Annotated in this window: 15 protein-coding genes; 7 read left to right on the top strand and 8 right to left on the bottom strand. The window is 51.1% G+C overall.

The window, feature by feature from the left end; all coding sequences use genetic code 11:
* Nucleotides 1-143 precede the first annotated feature (143 nt).
* Together M891_RS0111745 and M891_RS0111740 are read left to right on the top strand one after the other, a co-directional pair.
* Nucleotides 144-761 (top strand): TetR/AcrR family transcriptional regulator, encoded by a 618-nt coding sequence (locus tag M891_RS0111745; protein WP_028538973.1) that lies wholly within the window; start codon nt 144-146, stop codon nt 759-761.
* A gap of 21 nt (nt 762-782) precedes the next feature.
* Nucleotides 783-1,085: a hypothetical protein gene (locus M891_RS0111740; protein WP_028538972.1), complete on the top strand. Its 303-nt coding sequence runs from the start codon at nt 783-785 to the stop codon at nt 1,083-1,085.
* Nucleotides 1,086-1,200: 115 nt separating this feature from the next.
* On the opposite strand, the gene M891_RS0111735 is transcribed toward M891_RS0111740, so the two are convergent.
* A complete protein-coding gene (locus M891_RS0111735; RefSeq protein ID WP_028538971.1) occupies nt 1,201-2,133 on the bottom strand; it encodes a manganese-dependent inorganic pyrophosphatase in 933 nt (310 codons plus the stop codon).
* Nucleotides 2,134-2,339: 206 nt separating this feature from the next.
* Between M891_RS0111735 and M891_RS0111730 the strand changes: the two genes are divergently transcribed.
* Nucleotides 2,340-3,026 (top strand): response regulator transcription factor, encoded by a 687-nt coding sequence (locus M891_RS0111730; protein WP_028538970.1) that lies wholly within the window; start codon nt 2,340-2,342, stop codon nt 3,024-3,026.
* Nucleotides 3,023-4,636, top strand: coding sequence for a sensor histidine kinase (locus M891_RS0111725; RefSeq protein ID WP_232228330.1), 1,614 nt, complete (start codon nt 3,023-3,025; stop codon nt 4,634-4,636). The genes M891_RS0111730 and M891_RS0111725 overlap by 4 nt, the downstream gene beginning before the upstream one ends.
* A gap of 323 nt (nt 4,637-4,959) precedes the next feature.
* Here M891_RS0111725 and M891_RS0111720 read toward each other — a convergent pair whose 3' ends face one another.
* The 5 genes from M891_RS0111720 to M891_RS0111700 form a co-directional block, all read right to left on the bottom strand.
* The gene (locus M891_RS0111720) at nt 4,960-5,430 is read right to left on the bottom strand and encodes a GNAT family N-acetyltransferase (RefSeq protein WP_028538968.1); all 471 of its coding nucleotides are present in this window, start codon (nt 5,428-5,430) and stop codon (nt 4,960-4,962) included.
* A 126-nt stretch (nt 5,431-5,556) separates the two neighbouring features.
* Nucleotides 5,557-6,840, bottom strand: coding sequence for a GTPase HflX (hflX, locus tag M891_RS0111715; protein WP_028538967.1), 1,284 nt, complete (start codon nt 6,838-6,840; stop codon nt 5,557-5,559).
* A 308-nt stretch (nt 6,841-7,148) separates the two neighbouring features.
* Nucleotides 7,149-7,862, bottom strand: coding sequence for an ABC transporter ATP-binding protein (locus M891_RS23795; RefSeq protein ID WP_016310793.1), 714 nt, complete (start codon nt 7,860-7,862; stop codon nt 7,149-7,151).
* Nucleotides 7,862-9,124, bottom strand: coding sequence for an ABC transporter permease (locus M891_RS0111705; protein WP_016310792.1), 1,263 nt, complete (start codon nt 9,122-9,124; stop codon nt 7,862-7,864). The genes M891_RS23795 and M891_RS0111705 overlap by 1 nt, the downstream gene beginning before the upstream one ends.
* Before the next feature lie 6 nt (nt 9,125-9,130).
* On the bottom strand, nt 9,131-10,219 hold the full coding sequence (locus tag M891_RS0111700) for an ABC transporter permease (RefSeq protein WP_016310791.1): 1,089 nt from the start codon (nt 10,217-10,219) through the stop codon (nt 9,131-9,133).
* A 632-nt stretch (nt 10,220-10,851) separates the two neighbouring features.
* On the opposite strand from M891_RS0111700, the gene M891_RS23790 reads away from it, so the two are divergent.
* A complete protein-coding gene (locus M891_RS23790) occupies nt 10,852-11,181 on the top strand; it encodes a DUF2500 domain-containing protein (RefSeq protein ID WP_255315327.1) in 330 nt (109 codons plus the stop codon).
* 78 nt (nt 11,182-11,259) lie between these two features.
* Here M891_RS23790 and M891_RS0111690 read toward each other — a convergent pair whose 3' ends face one another.
* Nucleotides 11,260-12,105, bottom strand: a complete 846-nt coding sequence (locus M891_RS0111690; RefSeq protein ID WP_028538965.1) for a helix-turn-helix domain-containing protein — start codon at nt 12,103-12,105, stop codon at nt 11,260-11,262.
* Between the two features lie 119 nt (nt 12,106-12,224).
* Between M891_RS0111690 and M891_RS0111685 the strand changes: the two genes are divergently transcribed.
* Nucleotides 12,225-14,573 (top strand): beta-galactosidase, encoded by a 2,349-nt coding sequence (locus M891_RS0111685; protein WP_028538964.1) that lies wholly within the window; start codon nt 12,225-12,227, stop codon nt 14,571-14,573.
* Between the two features lie 90 nt (nt 14,574-14,663).
* On the opposite strand, the gene M891_RS0111680 is transcribed toward M891_RS0111685, so the two are convergent.
* Nucleotides 14,664-15,548: an SDR family oxidoreductase gene (locus tag M891_RS0111680; protein ID WP_028538963.1), complete on the bottom strand. Its 885-nt coding sequence runs from the start codon at nt 15,546-15,548 to the stop codon at nt 14,664-14,666.
* A gap of 134 nt (nt 15,549-15,682) precedes the next feature.
* Between M891_RS0111680 and M891_RS0111675 the strand changes: the two genes are divergently transcribed.
* Nucleotides 15,683-16,648 carry a helix-turn-helix transcriptional regulator gene (locus tag M891_RS0111675; protein WP_028538962.1) on the top strand — a complete coding sequence of 322 codons (966 nt, stop codon included), beginning with the start codon at nt 15,683-15,685 and terminating at the stop codon, nt 16,646-16,648.
* Nucleotides 16,649-16,844 lie beyond the last annotated feature (196 nt).

The following is a 16,844-nucleotide window of genomic DNA, read 5'->3' as shown; positions in this document are numbered from 1 at the left end:
CCTTTTCTTGATTGCTTACTTTTTTTGGTTCTCCGGTGATTTATATCACTCTGATCATCAATTATATATACCGGAAGGTTAATTATCAAACGAAAAATATGATATAATATGGGCTCAGTACAAGTTGCTTGAGGTGATCACGGTTGACCCCGCCACATAAAAAAGCCTTGGGACGGCCCGTCCAGCAGCCCGACGCCCTGGCGACGTCCGAGCAGATCCTGCGTACTGCATCGCTGCTATTTATGGAGAACGGTTATAAATCCGTATCTATGAACCAGGTTGCCGAGCATTGCGGGATCACCAAAGCTACCGTTTATTACTATTATCCAACCAAACAGGATTTGTTTGTGGCCTCGGTTGCGACCACACTCGCCCGGGTAAATGGACGCATTCGGCAGCTGGTTCAGGAGCCCGGGACATTTCGGGAAAGACTGCTGAAGATTACTATTAACTATTTAAGGATTCCTCGAGTTCACATGGATGAGATGTTCCGCAGCATCCAGCAGCATTTGTCCGGTGATCAGCAGGAAACTTTGATTCGCCATGAAAATGATCTGTACGAAACGCTGCGCGAAGGGTTCGCCCAAGCCGCCAAGCAAGGGGAGATTGTCTGCGATGACCCAAACCTGGCCGCCCATCTGTACGTTTCGATGCTGCGGGTAGGAGAACGTCAATACGCCGATAAGAATAAGCTCTTTCCTTCAGCGGAGCAGGCGGCCGAAGCGATCGTTAGCTTTTTGTGGAGAGGGATTCATAACTAAATTTGAAGGAGGTGGGAAGCTGTGGCTTTTGGCGTGTCACGAGAGGAATTGGAGGCATGGAAGCGCAAGGTCGACAGGGGAGAAATTGCTTTTCTGACCCACTATTGGCTCGATCCGCGGTTTCCGGATGCCAAGACCGTCACCAAAGTGGGCTGCTCCGACCTGGACCGGCTCCGAGCTTGGTGTGAGGCCCATGGTCTTCCCGCCCGTTACATTCATCAACGCTCGCCGTTCCCTCATTTCGACCTGATCGGGCCGAAGCAACGGGAAGTGTTGCAAGAACAAGGGCTCTGGGATCAATTGGAGCGGTTTCACCTCCTCTAAACGATAGAAAGGCTGCTTGCCCGGATTTCTAGTCCGGCAAGCAGCCTTTTTGGCGTTCTATCTTAATGTCCTGACGGGGTGGACAAGCCCACACGTTCGATCAGGATCGTGCGAATTAACGTTTATTGAAGATATCCGTCAAGACCGGCACGATTTGCGATTTGCGGGATACAACGCCCTTCAGTACCGCTTTATTGTCAACAAGCTTCACGTTATAGGCTTGCTCAACGGCATCAGCTGCTTTCCCCAGCGCCAAGCCCACGGAGTCGTTGTTCAGGATGTCGGTTACGACAAACAGGAACAGATCCAGGCCTTTGTTAGCGATGATTCCGTTCAGAGCGGCCTCGATTTCGGCTTGACGGGACAAGACGTCGTTGACGTCCACCGCGTTCACTTGTGCGATTTCCACTTTCGCTCCGCCCATGTCGAATTCTTTGGCATCCAAGGAAATGAGCTGTTCAACCGTCTTATCGCTAAGGTCGGCCCCTGCTTTCAGCATGTCCAATCCGTATTCCTCCGCGTTCACACCGGCGATTTCCGCCAGTTCCCGTGCCGCAGCTACGTCTTGCTCGGTGCAGGTTGGCGATTTGAAGAGCAGCGAGTCGGAAATGATCGCGGACAGCATCAAGCCGGCGATGTTAGCTGGGACGGCAATGCCGTTCTCTTTATACATTTTATTCAGAATCGTCGCGGTGCAGCCAACCGGTTCAGCCCGGTAGTACAGCGGTCCGCTCGTCTCGAAGTTGGCAATCCGGTGATGGTCGATAACTTCCACTACACGCACCTGCTCAATATCGGAAGCGCTTTGTTGACGTTCGTTATGGTCGACCAGAATCACTTCTTTCACTTCGTTAGCCACGGTCTCCACCAGACGCGGCGCTTCGAAGCCAAAGCGTTCCAAGGCGAACGCCGTCTCCCCGTTGACTTCGCCCAGGCGTACAGGCTCAACGTTCCAGCCCAGCTTGGACTTCAGGTCGGCGTAAGCGATTGCCGAACAAATCGTGTCCGTGTCGGGATTTTTATGACCGAAAATCAATACTTTTTCCATCTCATTACTCCCCTTTAACATGACTTCATGTCAAAAGTATAGCCTATTAGCGGAGCGGCAAGCAAGACTCTCGTCCAAGCGGCTTCGTTATCCACAAGGGCTTCAGTCCGCCTTCAATCGGCATTCAGCAAATGTTCAGCAACATCGTGCATAATAGAGTCATCCGAATGGACACGCATGGATCGGTGCAAGGGGGATATTTTTCTATGAAACAAATTAAAGGGGCAAAAATCTTGCTGGTGGATGATGAACCGCATATCGTCCAGTTCCTTGAATTGGGGCTGCAAAATGAAGGATTCGAGGTCCGCACCGCCGGAGACGGGATGACCGCTGTCGCCATCGCCGCCGAATTTCAGCCGCATGTCATCGTACTGGATGTGATGATGCCGGGAATGGATGGCTTTGAAGTATGCCGGTTGCTGCGAAAGAACGGGGAGAATGTATCCATCATTATGCTGACAGCCAAGGACGAAGTCGATGACCGAGTGAAGGGGCTGACGATTGGCGCCGACGATTACGTCGTGAAGCCGTTCAGCTTCGAGGAGCTGCTCGCTAGGATTGGGGCGCGGCTGCGCAATCAGTTTCCGGCCCTGTTCGGGGAAGTGGTGATAGGTCCCTTCCGACTGGACGACCGCCGCAAGGAAATCACCTATTTCGATCAGGTATTGGAATTGTCCCCTACCGAATATGAGCTGCTGAAATATTTGATTCTGAACCACGGAATCGTCTTAAGCAAAACGACGATCTTGGATCGAGTTTGGGGGTATGACTTCGGGGGCGAGGAAAATATCGTGGAGGTCTATATCCGGTCCCTGCGCGAAAAATTAAACGACCGGGAGCACCGGTTAATCCGAACGCTGCGCGGTGCGGGATACCGCGTAGATCTGCCATGAAGCGCCTTGCCGGCAGAAGCCGGACATGGATTAGCGGGTTGACCGCTGCCGGGAAACGAGGGGGCCGCGGACTCCGCAGTCTGATCTTCCCGAGCTCGCTGCGCTTTCAGCTGCTCTCTAGATCTCTTTTTCTGCTCGCCGCTCTTTTAATATTGATTGGCGGATTTCAGTACGTCATTATGAAAGACTTCCTATATAAAAACCAGGCCGAAACCATGGCTGCCCAAATGCGCGGCCCGCTTCGGGATATCTTTATGAAGGCGGGCCTGCCGATTGAGCACTGGAGCCCCCCGAAGCCGATGGGGGATGGCGCGGAGGCTGGAATGAACGGGGGCGCACCTGACAGCGGAGGCTTCGGCGGAGATGGATCGGATGATCGGCCTCCGCAGTTGTTTCTCCCCGACGCCTCACTCGCCATCATCAACAGCGATCATCATTTTATCGACTTGAACGCCGAATCCGGCGCTTCTGCCCCTCAGCTGTCCGATGCCGAATACGACACATTGTTTGCAGAGAGCCAGCCGGGACACCCGGGATCGGAAAGCTATCGCGTCCTCGAAGATAAGGACGGGAAGGAGCAGCTGGTGGTCTTTCGTTTGGTTGGGCTGCCCGGCGAACAAGGCGAACGTTCCTGGCTCGTGCAAATGGGCACCTATACCGCACCGCTGCGTGAAGTCATGATGCGTCAGTTGATGACGTTTGTCGGCCTTTCCCTTCTGGCCTTGGCCGGCGGACTGGCGCTGCATCTTCCGATTTTGCGCCGGGCGTTAAAGCCGCTGAATCAAATGGTGCGGATCGTAGAGGATACCAATGCCGGGAATCTCAGCAACCGGTTCACAGCCGCATCTGGGCAATCCGAAATTGATCGACTGGGCGCTTCCTTTAATGGCATGCTGGAGCGGCTTGAGGAATCGTTTGAGGCTGAGCGTGAAGCGAAGGAACAGATGCGCCGGTTCGTCGCCGACGCTTCCCATGAGCTGCGGACCCCGCTGACTTCGATCCACGGCTTCCTGGAGGTGCTGCTGCGAGGAGCCGCCAACCGGCCAGAGCAGCTGCATACCGCGCTGAACAGCATGCTGGGCGAGTCACAGCGGATGAAGAAGCTGGTCGAGGATTTGCTCACGCTCGCCAAGCTTGACCGCACGCCGGTTGTCCAGCGCACCGAGGTCCGCCTGGATCAAGTGATTGCGGAGATGGAGCCGCATCTGCGGATGCTGGCCGGGGACCGGGACGTCCAGTTCGACCTGCAGCCAGGGCTGACTGCGATGTGCGACGAGGACAACATCAAACAGGTGGTATTGAACCTGTTCCACAACGCCGTTCAGCATACCGACCCGCAGCGGGGAACCATCGCGGTGCGCCTGTCGGCCCACTCCCGCCAGGCTGAGCTGGAAGTGCGGGATAACGGGCCCGGCATCGCCCCCGAGCATTTGCCGCATGTGTTCGAGCGGTTTTACCGCATCGACGCCTCCCGCACGCGTAAGCAAGGCGGTGCCGGGCTGGGCCTGTCGATTTCGCAGGCGATCGTTGAAGCGCATGGCGGCACGATCGAGGTCCACAGCGAGCCGGGCCAAGGCGCAACGTTTAAAGTGACGCTGCCGGCGATATAAGGGCCGGCGGTGCATATGCTGGGCGGGCATACAAGGGCCGGCGGTGCATATGCTGGGCGGGCATACGCTGAGCCAAATATAGAGCGCCCCCCATTCGCCCGCCAGTCTGCGCCTAACGGACCGTAATGACGTTATTTGCTGATTTCCCGGATATTTCCCTCTGTAACGGACTCAATCGCCGTTATGAAGCCCCCCATAAGGGAATGACAGCAAAAAAGAGCAAAATAACGTCATCTGTGTCCGTTAGCTCAAGACAAAACGTGTTGTTGGCACAAATAACGTCATTGGAGTCCGTTACATTTCAAAAAAAAGGGATGCTGCCATTATCGCAGCATCCCTTTATATATCCCGGGCTCCGAGCCCTCAATCACGATCGCACCGGTTGCCTTGGCGTAGAAGTCCTTTGGACCCGCACCGCCGATCACCGCATATCCGTAACCGTCTATCCGCATCAGGTCGAGCGTATGCAGCAGCAGCTGTTTGCCGATCCCCCGGCCCCGCTCCTTCTCATCCACACCGGTAGGTCCGAAGAATCCTTTCATCGTGGCATCATAGCAGGCGAAGCCTAACAACTTACCGTTTTCAACAGCGATAATACAAGAAACTGGCGACCGGGATAAAGCGACTTCACATTCGCTGACCCAGTGCTCATTGAAATGCTCGCCTACCCATTTTGCAATAACATGCTTCTCCGGGCCGATGGCGCGGCGAATGGTGATTCCAGTCCGAGCTTCGTACTGCTCAGCCGTTTCGAAGGGGGGAAGATCGTATAATTTCACTAACATATCGGACATGCTTATCGCTCTCCTTTGTGAGAAAGACGTGTTTTGAGGGCTATTATACGTCTTCTCTTCCCATCCGACAACCAAGTTGCGAAAAAATTTTCCAATCCCTTCGCAGCAGTCCAATCCCGACTCCCGTTACTCCGCACCTTCAAGGACATACTCTTTATATCTTCCGTAATCGCTTTGCTTGCACTCCAGAACGAGCTTGGTTCCCTCTTCTTCATAACTGGTCTCCAGCACGTTGGCCTGCTCATTGAAGTAAGAAACGAGGGAGCCTTTATCGTACGGAATCAACATGGTACATTTCACGTAGTCCTTGAAAATCCGCCGACGAACTTCATCCACCAGCTCGGTAATTCCGATGCGCGGCTTAGCCGCCAGGTAAATGATATCTCCCTGCACACTTGGGAATGCTTGATCTGTCCGATCGGCCTTGTTGTAGGCATAGATCATCGGGATGTCAGTGATGCCAATTTCCTTCAACGTTTGATGCGTGATTTCGATCATCCGCGCAAATTCGGGGTTGGAATAATCCACGACATGGATCAAAAGATCCGCTTCAGCAACCTCTTCCAACGTGGAGCGGAACGCCTTGACCAAGTGATGCGGCAGGCGGCTTACGAAACCAACCGTATCCGTCAAGAGGAACGACTTGTTGTCCTCCAGCGGGATATTGCGGACGGACGTCTCCAGCGTGGCGAACAGCATATCCTTCTCCAGCACCTGCTTCTCCAGCCCGGGGTTATACATCTCGAGCAGCGCGTTCATGATCGTCGATTTGCCGGCGTTGGTGTAACCAACGAGCGAAACGACAGGCACATCGTTCTTCTTGCGCTGTTTGCGTTGAGTTTGGCGATGGGCGACCAGCGTCTCCAGTTCACGGCTCAGCGCGGTGATCTTCTCCTCAATTCGCCGGCGGTCGAGCTCCAGCTTCGTTTCCCCTGCACCGCGGTTCGTGGTGCCGACTCCGCCGCTTTGGCGGCCCAGCGATTCCCGCAGCCCGATCAGCCGCGGCAGCATATACTTCAGCCGGGCCACCTCAACTTGAAGCTGAGCTTCGCGAGTTTTTGCCCGTTCTGCAAAAATATCCAGAATCAGCAGCGTCCGGTCAATCACCTTGCACTCCAGATCGGACTCCAGATTTCGCAGCTGCGACGGGGACAACTCATCATTAAAAATCACGAGATTGCCGTCGTGCGCCTCCAAGAGCGCCCGTACCTCAGCGATTTTCCCTGTACCGATATAATGTGACGGCGTGACCTTAGGCAGGTTTTGCGTAAGCACGCCCACCACTTCAATGTCGCAGGCCTCCGCCAAATTCGCTAGTTCTTCCATTGAATAATCGAAATCCGACTGATGATTTAAATTCACGCCAACCAAGATGGCTTTTTGCTCTAGTTGTTGTTCCGTCATGCTCATACCCGAGTTCCTCCTTTGTAGAACAAAAATAAACACAGGCACTACACCTGTGTTTACGCAAACGGCCCCTCAAACAGCCCAAAACCTACGAACAGGGGACACCAATCCCCGTTCGCGTTCCCGGCCAAATCAGGCATATTCTATTCTAAAGTTCCAATTGGTTCCCTTTATCATAGTACACCTATCCCGTTCGCCCTGCACAGGTGCAGAGCCTTTGGCAGTATTCAATTATACGCACAAAGTAGTGAAACGGAATTTATTGTACATTACGGGGAACCCTCCGTTCTTTTTATAGTGATTCCAGTTTATCACAATTCGTATGCGTTCACAATCGGTGAAGCAAGATTAGGCTGATCTGTATGAATGTTACCATCAACAATTTCAATGATGCGATGGCATTTTTGGGCAATCTCCATGTCATGAGTGACGATGATAACTGTTTTGCCTTCTCTGTTGATTTCCTGTAATAACTCCATAATCTCTTCCCCGGTTTTGCGATCTAAATTACCCGTAGGTTCATCGGCTAATATCAACGCAGGCTCTGCAGCCAAAGCTCTTGCGATGGCAACCCTTTGCTGCTGCCCTCCGGATATTTCATCGGGCTTTTTATGGAAATGCTCCGCTAACCCCACTTTTTGCAGATAATATCTGGCCTTCGCCACTCTCTCGTTATTTCTTATCTTACGGTAGGTGAGTGGTAACATCACATTATCCAACACCGTGAAATCCTTCAGCAAGGCAAAATACTGAAAAACAAAACCGATCATTTGATTTCTGGTGATGTGAACCTTATGCTTTCTGATCTGGTGTACAGATTGACCATTTAGATAATACTCTCCTTCGGAGGGGGAGTCCATTAACCCTAGAATATTTAGCAAGGTGCTCTTACCGGAACCTGATGGTCCCATGATGGCAACCAATTCGCCTTGATTAATCGTCAGGTTAATGCCTCTCAAAGCAAAAGTTTCATTCGATTTATGGCGGTAAACTTTACTTAATTCACGTAGTTTGATCACCTCCACTATTCCATCCCTCCAATCAATGATTTGATCTCTTGTTTTCGAATAAATGGATACACGATACAGCTCGAGCTTACAATGATGAAAAGTAAGATGATAATTATGAGCAAAAAAATTGGAGCATTGAAGCGAAAACTCAATACGCTGGCCATATCATATTCGCTAAATTGTTGCAGCAACCGCTGAAACTTCAGAACAAAATAAGACAAAGATAACCCCGTGCCCACAAGAGCGATGATGGAATTTTCAAGAATAATTTGCCCCCATATCCCTCTCACACTCTCACCTACGGCCAACTTGATGCCGAACTCTCGTTTTCGACTTAGAATAGAAATGATTGTCGCAAGTGCAATACTGATTACAGAGAATAAGAGAAAACTACCAGCTAATATGAGCTGAGGAATTTGGGCATGAACACTGGATCTTATATTTGCCCTAACATCTTCTTCTAGACTTTTAAGATGAATATCCACTTTACTCTCTGGTAACCGAAGGGTCTGACTCAACTGATATAGATCTGCATCCTTCCGCAACTTTAATACCGTCCCAAGGAATAGCCTCGTATACATGGAGTCATAATTGCTAGATTGATCATTAGGCATTGGGACTAACATGGCCTTATCTAAATTCAAGTAAGTATTGGTTGTATTGTTATTCACGATATACTTATCAGGCAAGAAACCATTAATTCTGTATTGCTCATTGATGAGATCTCCTAATTTATAATACTTTTTGAAATAAGACCCCACGAGTACATTCACTTGTTGTTGACCTGTTCTCTCGAAGTCTTGCGGCAACAAGCCTTGTCCTTCACGAAGTTTCAAGCCCAAAAGAGTATAGTAGTTCTTGTCAATTACAATGGATTCTATATAAGGTGCTTGGAGCCCACTATTGTCCCTGGTCAATCCTTCCAATAACTGAGGAGCTATTGAACGGTTTGTATCATTAAGCAGGACAATACTTTGATAGTAAGTACCGTACGCGAGAACATCCGGGTTCTGATCAAGATGGCGATACAGTTCCGCGATTTGATCCTTATTGTATTTCCATCTTTCAACCTCGGTCGTCCCAAAATTTTTACCAGGAACAACGAGATAAGTGCTCTCCAACTCTAACAGTGAGTGATGGAGTAGATAGTAGAAGTTATAAAAAATATTTCCTGAACTTGTGATCGTGGATAAACCATAGGTAAATTGAATCAACAAAAGCAAGGTCAGGAACCATCTATTTCGCAACGCTCTAACGGCAGCTTTTATTCTGATCATATTAGGTTACTCCTTTAAAGCCTTAGCAGGTTCAAGACGAAATAAGTGCAGGATGGGAACAAGCGACGTGATTAAGGCAATGGCAATAGTTGCTATGCAGGCAAGTCCAATTTGGTCCGGACGAGTGTTTATAAAATAACCTGTTGAAGCAAAAATGCCTGAACTGAAATGGCCTGCTAACCACAGAATGGTATTGGAAACAATGGTGGCAATCATCGCACACAGGATCAATTGAAGAATGATATTTATGACTAAACGGGTATGGCTGGCTCCTATCGCTTTTCGAATAGCCATCTCTTTTCTTTTCAAGTAAATCCATAAATAACTCACGATGATGCAGTTGACCAAAGCGATTGTTAGTAGTTGGTAAGGGTAACTTAAGATCTCCTTCACCATACCACTTGATTTTTTTGCTTGTTTAATTGCTTTGGTATCATCATTGGTGTTTATTTTTACATCCTTAGCTAGTTGGCTAATTTCGGAGGTAAATGAACTGATTTCGTTTTTTGGATTTTGATTGGACCTGACGATAAGTTGTAATGCGTTCTCACGTTTGATGTCCTCGATGATGGAAATAGGGAGACTGTCAAAATTCATAAATACTCTTAAATTATAGGCAGTGCTCAAGCCCCTTCCGGCGATTCCTTTGATGTTGTACGCTTTGCCTAATAAATTGATTTTCCCCACATGACTGGATATGATCTTTCCAACGATAACTCCGTTTGACTCATCTGGTGCGATCCCTGTCCCATCAAGTAATGGAGGAGACCATATTTTCAAGTTTAGTAGCCCTGTAATACTAATCCTTCCATGCTCTGGGTCTTTCACTGGAAACTCATTCGTAATTACACTTGAACTAACAAAAGCGTTGTCTGCTGCTTTCTGCAATTGATCTAGTTTTAGTGACTCTAAATTGGTTAGTTCTAAAGTATAGTAGTATCGAAAATGACCATTGATAGAGTCATAATAGATATCATCAAAATTGGATTGGGTGGATAGCGCGATTTGCATCGGCAATAGAGTAAAAAGAAATCCAACCATCAGCATCGCGAACAATTTTCGATTGATCCCAACTTCCTTGATGATTTGCCGCATTTCATCCTCCCAAAATAACCAGAATGTGAATAGAGCAGAATATGCTCTTTTCACATTCTGGGCTGGATTAAATAATCAGATCTATCTTACTGAAACCGAATACTTTTACTAATTGGGCTTCCACCATCGACTGTGATCCATTCATGGTAGGATACTCCACTGCTTACAGGACCCGTAGATGTAAAGTACAGATCAACTCTATCTGTTGCACGGGCATTATTTAAAACATTATAGCTACTATCACCATTGTTTAATCTAGCCTCAACCGTCAATTTGTAAGTATATGGTTCATTTTGTTGAGCAGTGTATGCATTTACACTAGCTATTGCCCCGACTCCAGTCCAAGTTGCCCAAGAATCCCAACTAATTGACGCAGATGCTGCAGAAGAAATAGCGCCTACAAGCCGTCAACCCTAGTGTAGCAAACGATTTTTTTAAAAGACTTCTCATATACGAAATCTACTCCTTTTAAATTATTGTGGCCACGCCCATATTCTACATTTAAATGTCATAACATTCCATATATTTACTGAAATATTACAATTTTTACAGTGATCTTACATTTTCTCTCTAACCTCTCTCAATTAATCGTGGTAACCGCTTTTTCGCATTACTGAAACAATTTTTTCTTCATCGTGCTGATGATATCCAGTGGGGTCCGTTACGTTAAGAACGCCCGCTCTCCGCGGGAAACGAGATATGTGCGAATCATCTCGAAACGGATGGACGTGAGGCACCACTCCAGTCACATGGGCCAACATAACGCGATACACCGCTCTTCTTCTCGGACGTACTATTACATTACATTGGAGTTTGACAACGGCAGCCGTCAGGAATATTTGGATGTCAAAAATCTGTACGGCCTTGTCGCCGAAGGTGATGTCGGATATGCTGCAGTCCAGGGCGACTGGATTGTAGCGTTCGAACGCGATGTGTCGCAGCGACCCAGCGGTACATATTAATGGCCTGAAGGTCAAAAAAACAAGGGGTTCCAAATGTGATTTTGGGACACCTTGTTGCTTACCGGGCACTTTTTCGGTTTACAAACCCGCTCGCTTGCGCTTGCGATATGCGGACGGGGTCTCCCCATAAACCTGACAGAACATTCGCGTAAAATGGTCCGGGCTGTCAAACCCGACATCCCCGGCGATTTCGGCCACTTGCCGCGTCGTAAAAGTCAGCAGCTGAGCTGCCTTTTCCAAGCGGATTTTATTGACGGTGCCGATGATCGTGTCTCCTACCTGCTCTTTAAACAGGTGCGACAGCCGGGAAGGCGACATGCAGCAGCGCTTGGCCAGCTCCGGGATGCTTACCCGTTCGCGATACGACTCCCGCAGATACCCAACGACATCGGCGATTCTTGGATCCAAAGCGGCTTCGTAGCTGTCCTTGGCCACCTCCGTACGGAGCAACAACAGCGCTTCCTCTAACGCCAGCTCCGCCAAGCGATGATGGAGTTCGGAGTTCCCGCCCCAACTGCTGTACCGTTCCATTCGCTGGAGCGCTTCGGCAAATCCGTTTTGGCCGGAACGGCTATACGCATGTAAACGGACAAACCCTTCGGTTTGCTGTGGAAGGCTCAACCACGGCAGAAAAGAGGGAGCAGGGATAAAATGAACCCAAATAAACTCCCACTTATCTCCCGCCGTACCATATTGGTGGGGCAAACCGGGCAGCAGGATCACAACGTCCCCAGGCCGGCAAGGCATCGCTTCACCGGCAACTTGCACTCGTCCTTCTCCGGTCAGCGTATACATCAACAGCCAACCTACAGGATCGGGAGGCCGGTGAATGGAATACCCTGCGGATTCCGTATAATGCCCTGCAATTAAAATGCCATAGGGACGCTCCTCGTTGATAGCATAATCCGTCGTTTTTTTAGCCATATCCTCTCTTCCTTCATTCAGCAATAAACATCTAAAATGAATATAACCGATGTCTTTTCCAACATCCAGAACCAACACGATCCATCGGATCTCAAACCCTTCAGGAGGCTGTTCTCTCTATGACTAATCACACAGCTGCAATCCTTAGACTTGAAATCGGCCAAGCCAACAAAACGATCCGCCCCGGCAAACTCGCCCTGCATGCCGGAAGCAATCCGAAAGGAGAATCGTTTGGATTTACTAACTTCTATATGACTCGCAACGGCGAACCGGTGATTCCAGTCGTGGGCGAGTTTCATTTTTCCCGTTTCTCATACTTGCATTGGGAAGAAGAGCTGCTGAAAATGAAAGCCGGCGGCGTTCATGTTGTTGCAACTTACGTGTTCTGGAATTTTCACGAGGAAGAGGAGGGCGTCTTCGATTGGAGCGGCAACCGCAATCTGCGGCATTTCATTGATCTCTGCGCCAAGCTTGAGCTGCCGCTCATCTTGCGGATCGGCCCGTTTTGTCATGGTGAAGTCCGCAACGGCGGCATCCCCGATTGGGTGTTCCGCTATCCGCTGGAGGTTCGCTCTAATGATGAGCGCTACTTGTCACTGGCCCGACGTTTGTATCGGGAGATCGCTCGGCAAATCCAAGGCACTTATTATCAAGAAGGCGGTCCGGTGATCGCTGTGCAACTGGAGAACGAGTATATGCATGCCGGCGCACCGTTGGATGCTTGGGGATACAGCTCCGGTCAATACGTGACCGCCGGTACGGAGGGCTCCGCCCACTTGGACGAATTGCGCCGGATTGCCGAGGAGGTAGGCATTCGTCCGCTGTTCTTCACTGCAACGGCTTGGGGCGGAGCCGCTGTGCCAGAGGATGGCACGTTACCCATGCTGGCGGGGTACGCTTATACGCCGTGGATTCCCAACCAACCGCCAAGCCGGGAGTTCCTGTTCCAGGATTTGCACGTTACGCCTGCTGAGCCGGTAAATTACGACAGCCAGGAGTATCCGGTAGCTTATTGCGAAATGGCCGGCGGCATGCAAGTCAGCTACAAGGCACGGCCTTACGTACCTCCGGAGAGCGTCGAGGCGATGACGTTGGTGAAGCTGGGCAGCGGCAGTAACCTCCTGGGCTATTACATGTACCACGGTGGTTCCAATCCTATCGGCCGCAAGACGTTCCTCAACGAATCCGGTTTACCAAAAATCACCTACGATTACCAATCGCCCTTAGGCGAGTTTGGACGGGTTGGTGATTCGTATGACCGTATCCGTGCGATCTCGTTGTTCTTGCAATCTTTTGGTCACCTTCTGGCTCCGATGGGGACCGTACTGCCCGCAGGTCAGGAGCTAATCGCACCGGAAGATACCCAGAGCATCCGTTGGTGCGTCCGACAAAAAGACGGCTCCGGCTTTGTGTTCCTGAACAACTTCCAGGATCATGTCGATCTGCCGGATCGCCGGCTGCGAATCGAACTGGATACGCCGAAGGGGAAGGTATGCTTCCCTCAAACCGGAGAACTCTCCCTTCGGAGCGGGCTTGGCGCGATCCTGCCGTTCAACCTGGAGCTGGACGGATTGATGATAGTGAGCGCCACCGCCCAGCTCTTAGCCCGGTTAGAGGCAGGGGACGAAACGGTGTTGGTGTTTTTTGCCCATGACGGAATGGAACCTGAGATCGTGCTCCGAAAATTTTCGGTATCCGAAGTAGGAGGGGAGGAGTGCCATGGCGTCGTGGAAGAAGACGAAGCGAACTGGATTCTTCGCCCGGCGGCGGGCCGCCAGTATCAGATCCGTGTGAAGACGACCGAAGGCAAGACCGTTCGCCTTGTCACCTTAACCCGAGCTGAGGCATTGCAAACGTATCGGTTCGACGGTCTGTGGGGCCGCGATACGCTGGTTATTAGCACAAGCCACTTGGTGATGAGGGATGGACAGCTTATCTGTACTTCGCCGGGACAAAACGAAGTGACTTTATCCCTCTTTCCTGCACCTAGCCCATCAGCGGAATTGCGGAGCAGTGCGGGAGTACTGCAAGCTGCGGCAAAACCTGACGGTTGTGTGTTCCAAACGTATACCCTTGATTTTGCCGCTTATTCGCCCGAGATGACTCTCCACTCGCCATCAGATCGCTCTGTACTGGTGGATGTCCCCGCTGACTGGCCGGAATCTGTGCCGGATGTCTGGCTTCGTATCGAGTACGACGGGGATGTAGCCTCCGCTTATCTCCGTGACCGGATGCTAACGGATCATATCCACTTCGGTCAGCCTTGGGAAATCGGGTTAAAACAAGTGCGTCACGAGTTAGAAAATCACCCGCTGCATCTCTCCATTACACCGCTGCGCCGAGGCACGGTTCATAGTTACGTGAACCAGGCTTATGTCGAGCGATTTGAAGGAGTGGAGATCGCCAAATTTCACAATATTCAGGCGATCCCCCATTATGCCGCACGTTTATGGATGCAAGGCAAATAAAATCGTAAAGCGCAAGTGCAGGAAAATTCTCTTGCTCTCGCGCTTTTTTTTCAGAGGACGGAGCAGAACTCGCGCACCTCGTTCCTACGCTCAGTTCACCGGCAATCCCCGTTCAAGCGCAAAATTGCCCCAATGCGGCTTCCGCCCGTCGATATCGATGAACCCGTATTCGTCGGACAGGTCCCAGCTGGTCAGCGCCCGGCCGGCTTTTTCATGAACGTTCGGGTCTGCGGCTAAGGCAGCCACCGCTTGCCCCACAAAATACGGCGTTTCGGATTCCGCGTATAACGGTTCCTTCTTGATGGCATCTTGCCAATTCGCTTCCTGAACGCCAAAGTAATCCAGCATCTGCTCGGAACGCAAAAATCCAGGAGTCACCGCCACTGCCGTCACATTGTACGGCTTCAGTTCCTCAGCCATGGCTGCGGCCAAGTGGATCGGTGAGATTTTCGCCAAACTGTAGTACAGGTTCCCACGATAGTTATAAGTCGACCCGTCGGTAATTTCGATGACCAGACCTTCTTTCCGTTTGATCATCATCGGTACCCCGTAGTAACTCGTAATGAGATGGGTACGGACTGCCCGTTCTTGCATTAGCAGCCCGTCATCCAGCGGTTGTTCCCAGAACGGAGTGTTCCAATGGGTGATGTTCTCGCCGCCCCAAATGTCGTTCACCAAAATGTCCAAGCGTCCGTTCTGTTCCTGGTCCACACGTTCAAACAAAGCCTTAACCTGTTCCGGCACCGTATGATCTGTGCGGACGGCAATCCCGACTCCGCCGCGAGCGGTTACCATTTCGGCTGTCTCATCAATCGTCTCCGTCCGTCCGATGTCCGACGCTTTTCCCCGGACGCTCCGTCCGGTACAATACACTGTGGCCCCTGCAGCCCCCAACATAACGGCAATTCCCCGTCCTGCTCCCCGCGTTGCCCCAGCAACAACGGCCACTTTTCCCGCTAAAGGTTTCTTGTCCATGGTTTCGTTCGCTTCCTTTCCAGATCGAATTTCGCACGTGCTTTTGTAGCATAACAAAGGATATATGACATCTATTGTCTTATATCCATGGTATAATCATTCATACATCTAAAGAGGCGGAAGGGGGAGTTGTTGTGCGTGCGGATCGTTTGCTTAATCTGCTGCTCTTGCTTCAGAACCGGGGAAAAATGAGCTCGCGCCAGCTGGCAGAACTGCTGGAGGTGTCGGAGCGGACGATCGTCCGGGACATTGAGGCGTTGAGTGCGGCGGGCATCCCCGTGTACGCGGAGCGCGGCTCCCGCGGCGGCTGGGTACTGGCGGACAGCTATCGGACGAATCTGACCGGCATGCGGCCGGAGGAAATCGTCTCGCTGTTGCTGGCGAACCATAACGAGCTTTTGAAGGATCTGGGGATTCAGGGGGACTTTCAAGCTGCTTACCAGAAGCTATTAGCGGCTGCCCCCGCCCCAATCCGGCAGGATGCCGAGTTGATCCGCGAGCGCCTCCATATCGACGGGGCTGGTTGGCACGCTTCGGAGGAGGCTTTCCCCTGGCTGTCCGCCGTACAGGAGGCGGTGTGGGCCCAGCGGAAGCTGCGCATCCGCTATCGCAAAGAAGAGGGGATCACCGAGCGGATCATTCACCCCTTGGGGCTGGTCGCTAAACGTAACGTATGGTATGTAGCGGCCGAGCAAGAGCCTGACGGTGAGCTTCGCACGTTCCGTATTTCTCGGTTGGAAGAAGCCTCGCTGTTGGATGAAACCTTCATGCGACCGGAGGGGTTTGATCTGGCAGCGTATTGGGAGCAATCAACCGCCCGCTTCAAATCCGAGTTGCCCCGTTATGTCGCTCGGGTACGGACGACCGAAGCCGGGTTGGATCGTCTGCGCAAGGAACGATTTATTAAGGTGCTTCAAGTTGAAAACTCGGACAACCAGGGCCAGATCCTGGCGGAGGTCGACCTCCAGACACTGGACTGGGCATGCGGCGTGATCCTGAGGATCGGCCGAGATGCGGAGGTCTTGGAGCCGCAAGAGCTGCGGGAACGCATGATCTCCGAAGCCCAAGCGATCCTCGCGTTGTACGGACCCTTAGACTAAGCCCCCATTGCTGGGTCCGAGCGCCCTTTACAGGATTATCCCTTTCGATCAGCTTCCGTAGAACAGATCCACTTTGGAGATGAGGAACTGGGGCATAGATAGTTGGCTCTCAGCCAGCTCCCACCTCTGTCCGGACATCTTTTACACGATTATCCCCTTCGATCAGATTACGTAGAGCAAATCCACTTTCGAGATG

Source organism: Paenibacillus sp. J14 (genome assembly GCF_000518465.1).
GTDB lineage: Bacteria > Bacillota > Bacilli > Paenibacillales > Paenibacillaceae > Fontibacillus > Fontibacillus barengoltzii.
The sequence above is the reverse complement of the archived record's forward strand: the minus strand, read 5'-3'. Positions and strand labels throughout refer to the sequence as shown.

Coding starts and splice junctions, on each gene's coding strand:
- M891_RS0111735 (WP_028538971.1), bottom strand. CDS start 2,133: ATGGAAAAAGTATTGATTTTCGGTCATAAAAATCCCGACACGGACACG.
- M891_RS0111730 (WP_028538970.1), top strand. CDS start 2,340: ATGAAACAAATTAAAGGGGCAAAAATCTTGCTGGTGGATGATGAACCG.
- M891_RS0111725 (WP_232228330.1), top strand. CDS start 3,023: ATGAAGCGCCTTGCCGGCAGAAGCCGGACATGGATTAGCGGGTTGACC.
- M891_RS0111720 (WP_028538968.1), bottom strand. CDS start 5,430: ATGTCCGATATGTTAGTGAAATTATACGATCTTCCCCCCTTCGAAACG.
- hflX (WP_028538967.1), bottom strand. CDS start 6,840: ATGAGCATGACGGAACAACAACTAGAGCAAAAAGCCATCTTGGTTGGC.
- M891_RS0111705 (WP_016310792.1), bottom strand. CDS start 9,124: ATGATCAGAATAAAAGCTGCCGTTAGAGCGTTGCGAAATAGATGGTTC.
- M891_RS0111700 (WP_016310791.1), bottom strand. CDS start 10,219: ATGCGGCAAATCATCAAGGAAGTTGGGATCAATCGAAAATTGTTCGCG.
- M891_RS0111690 (WP_028538965.1), bottom strand. CDS start 12,105: ATGGCTAAAAAAACGACGGATTATGCTATCAACGAGGAGCGTCCCTAT.
- M891_RS0111685 (WP_028538964.1), top strand. CDS start 12,225: ATGACTAATCACACAGCTGCAATCCTTAGACTTGAAATCGGCCAAGCC.
- M891_RS0111680 (WP_028538963.1), bottom strand. CDS start 15,548: ATGGACAAGAAACCTTTAGCGGGAAAAGTGGCCGTTGTTGCTGGGGCA.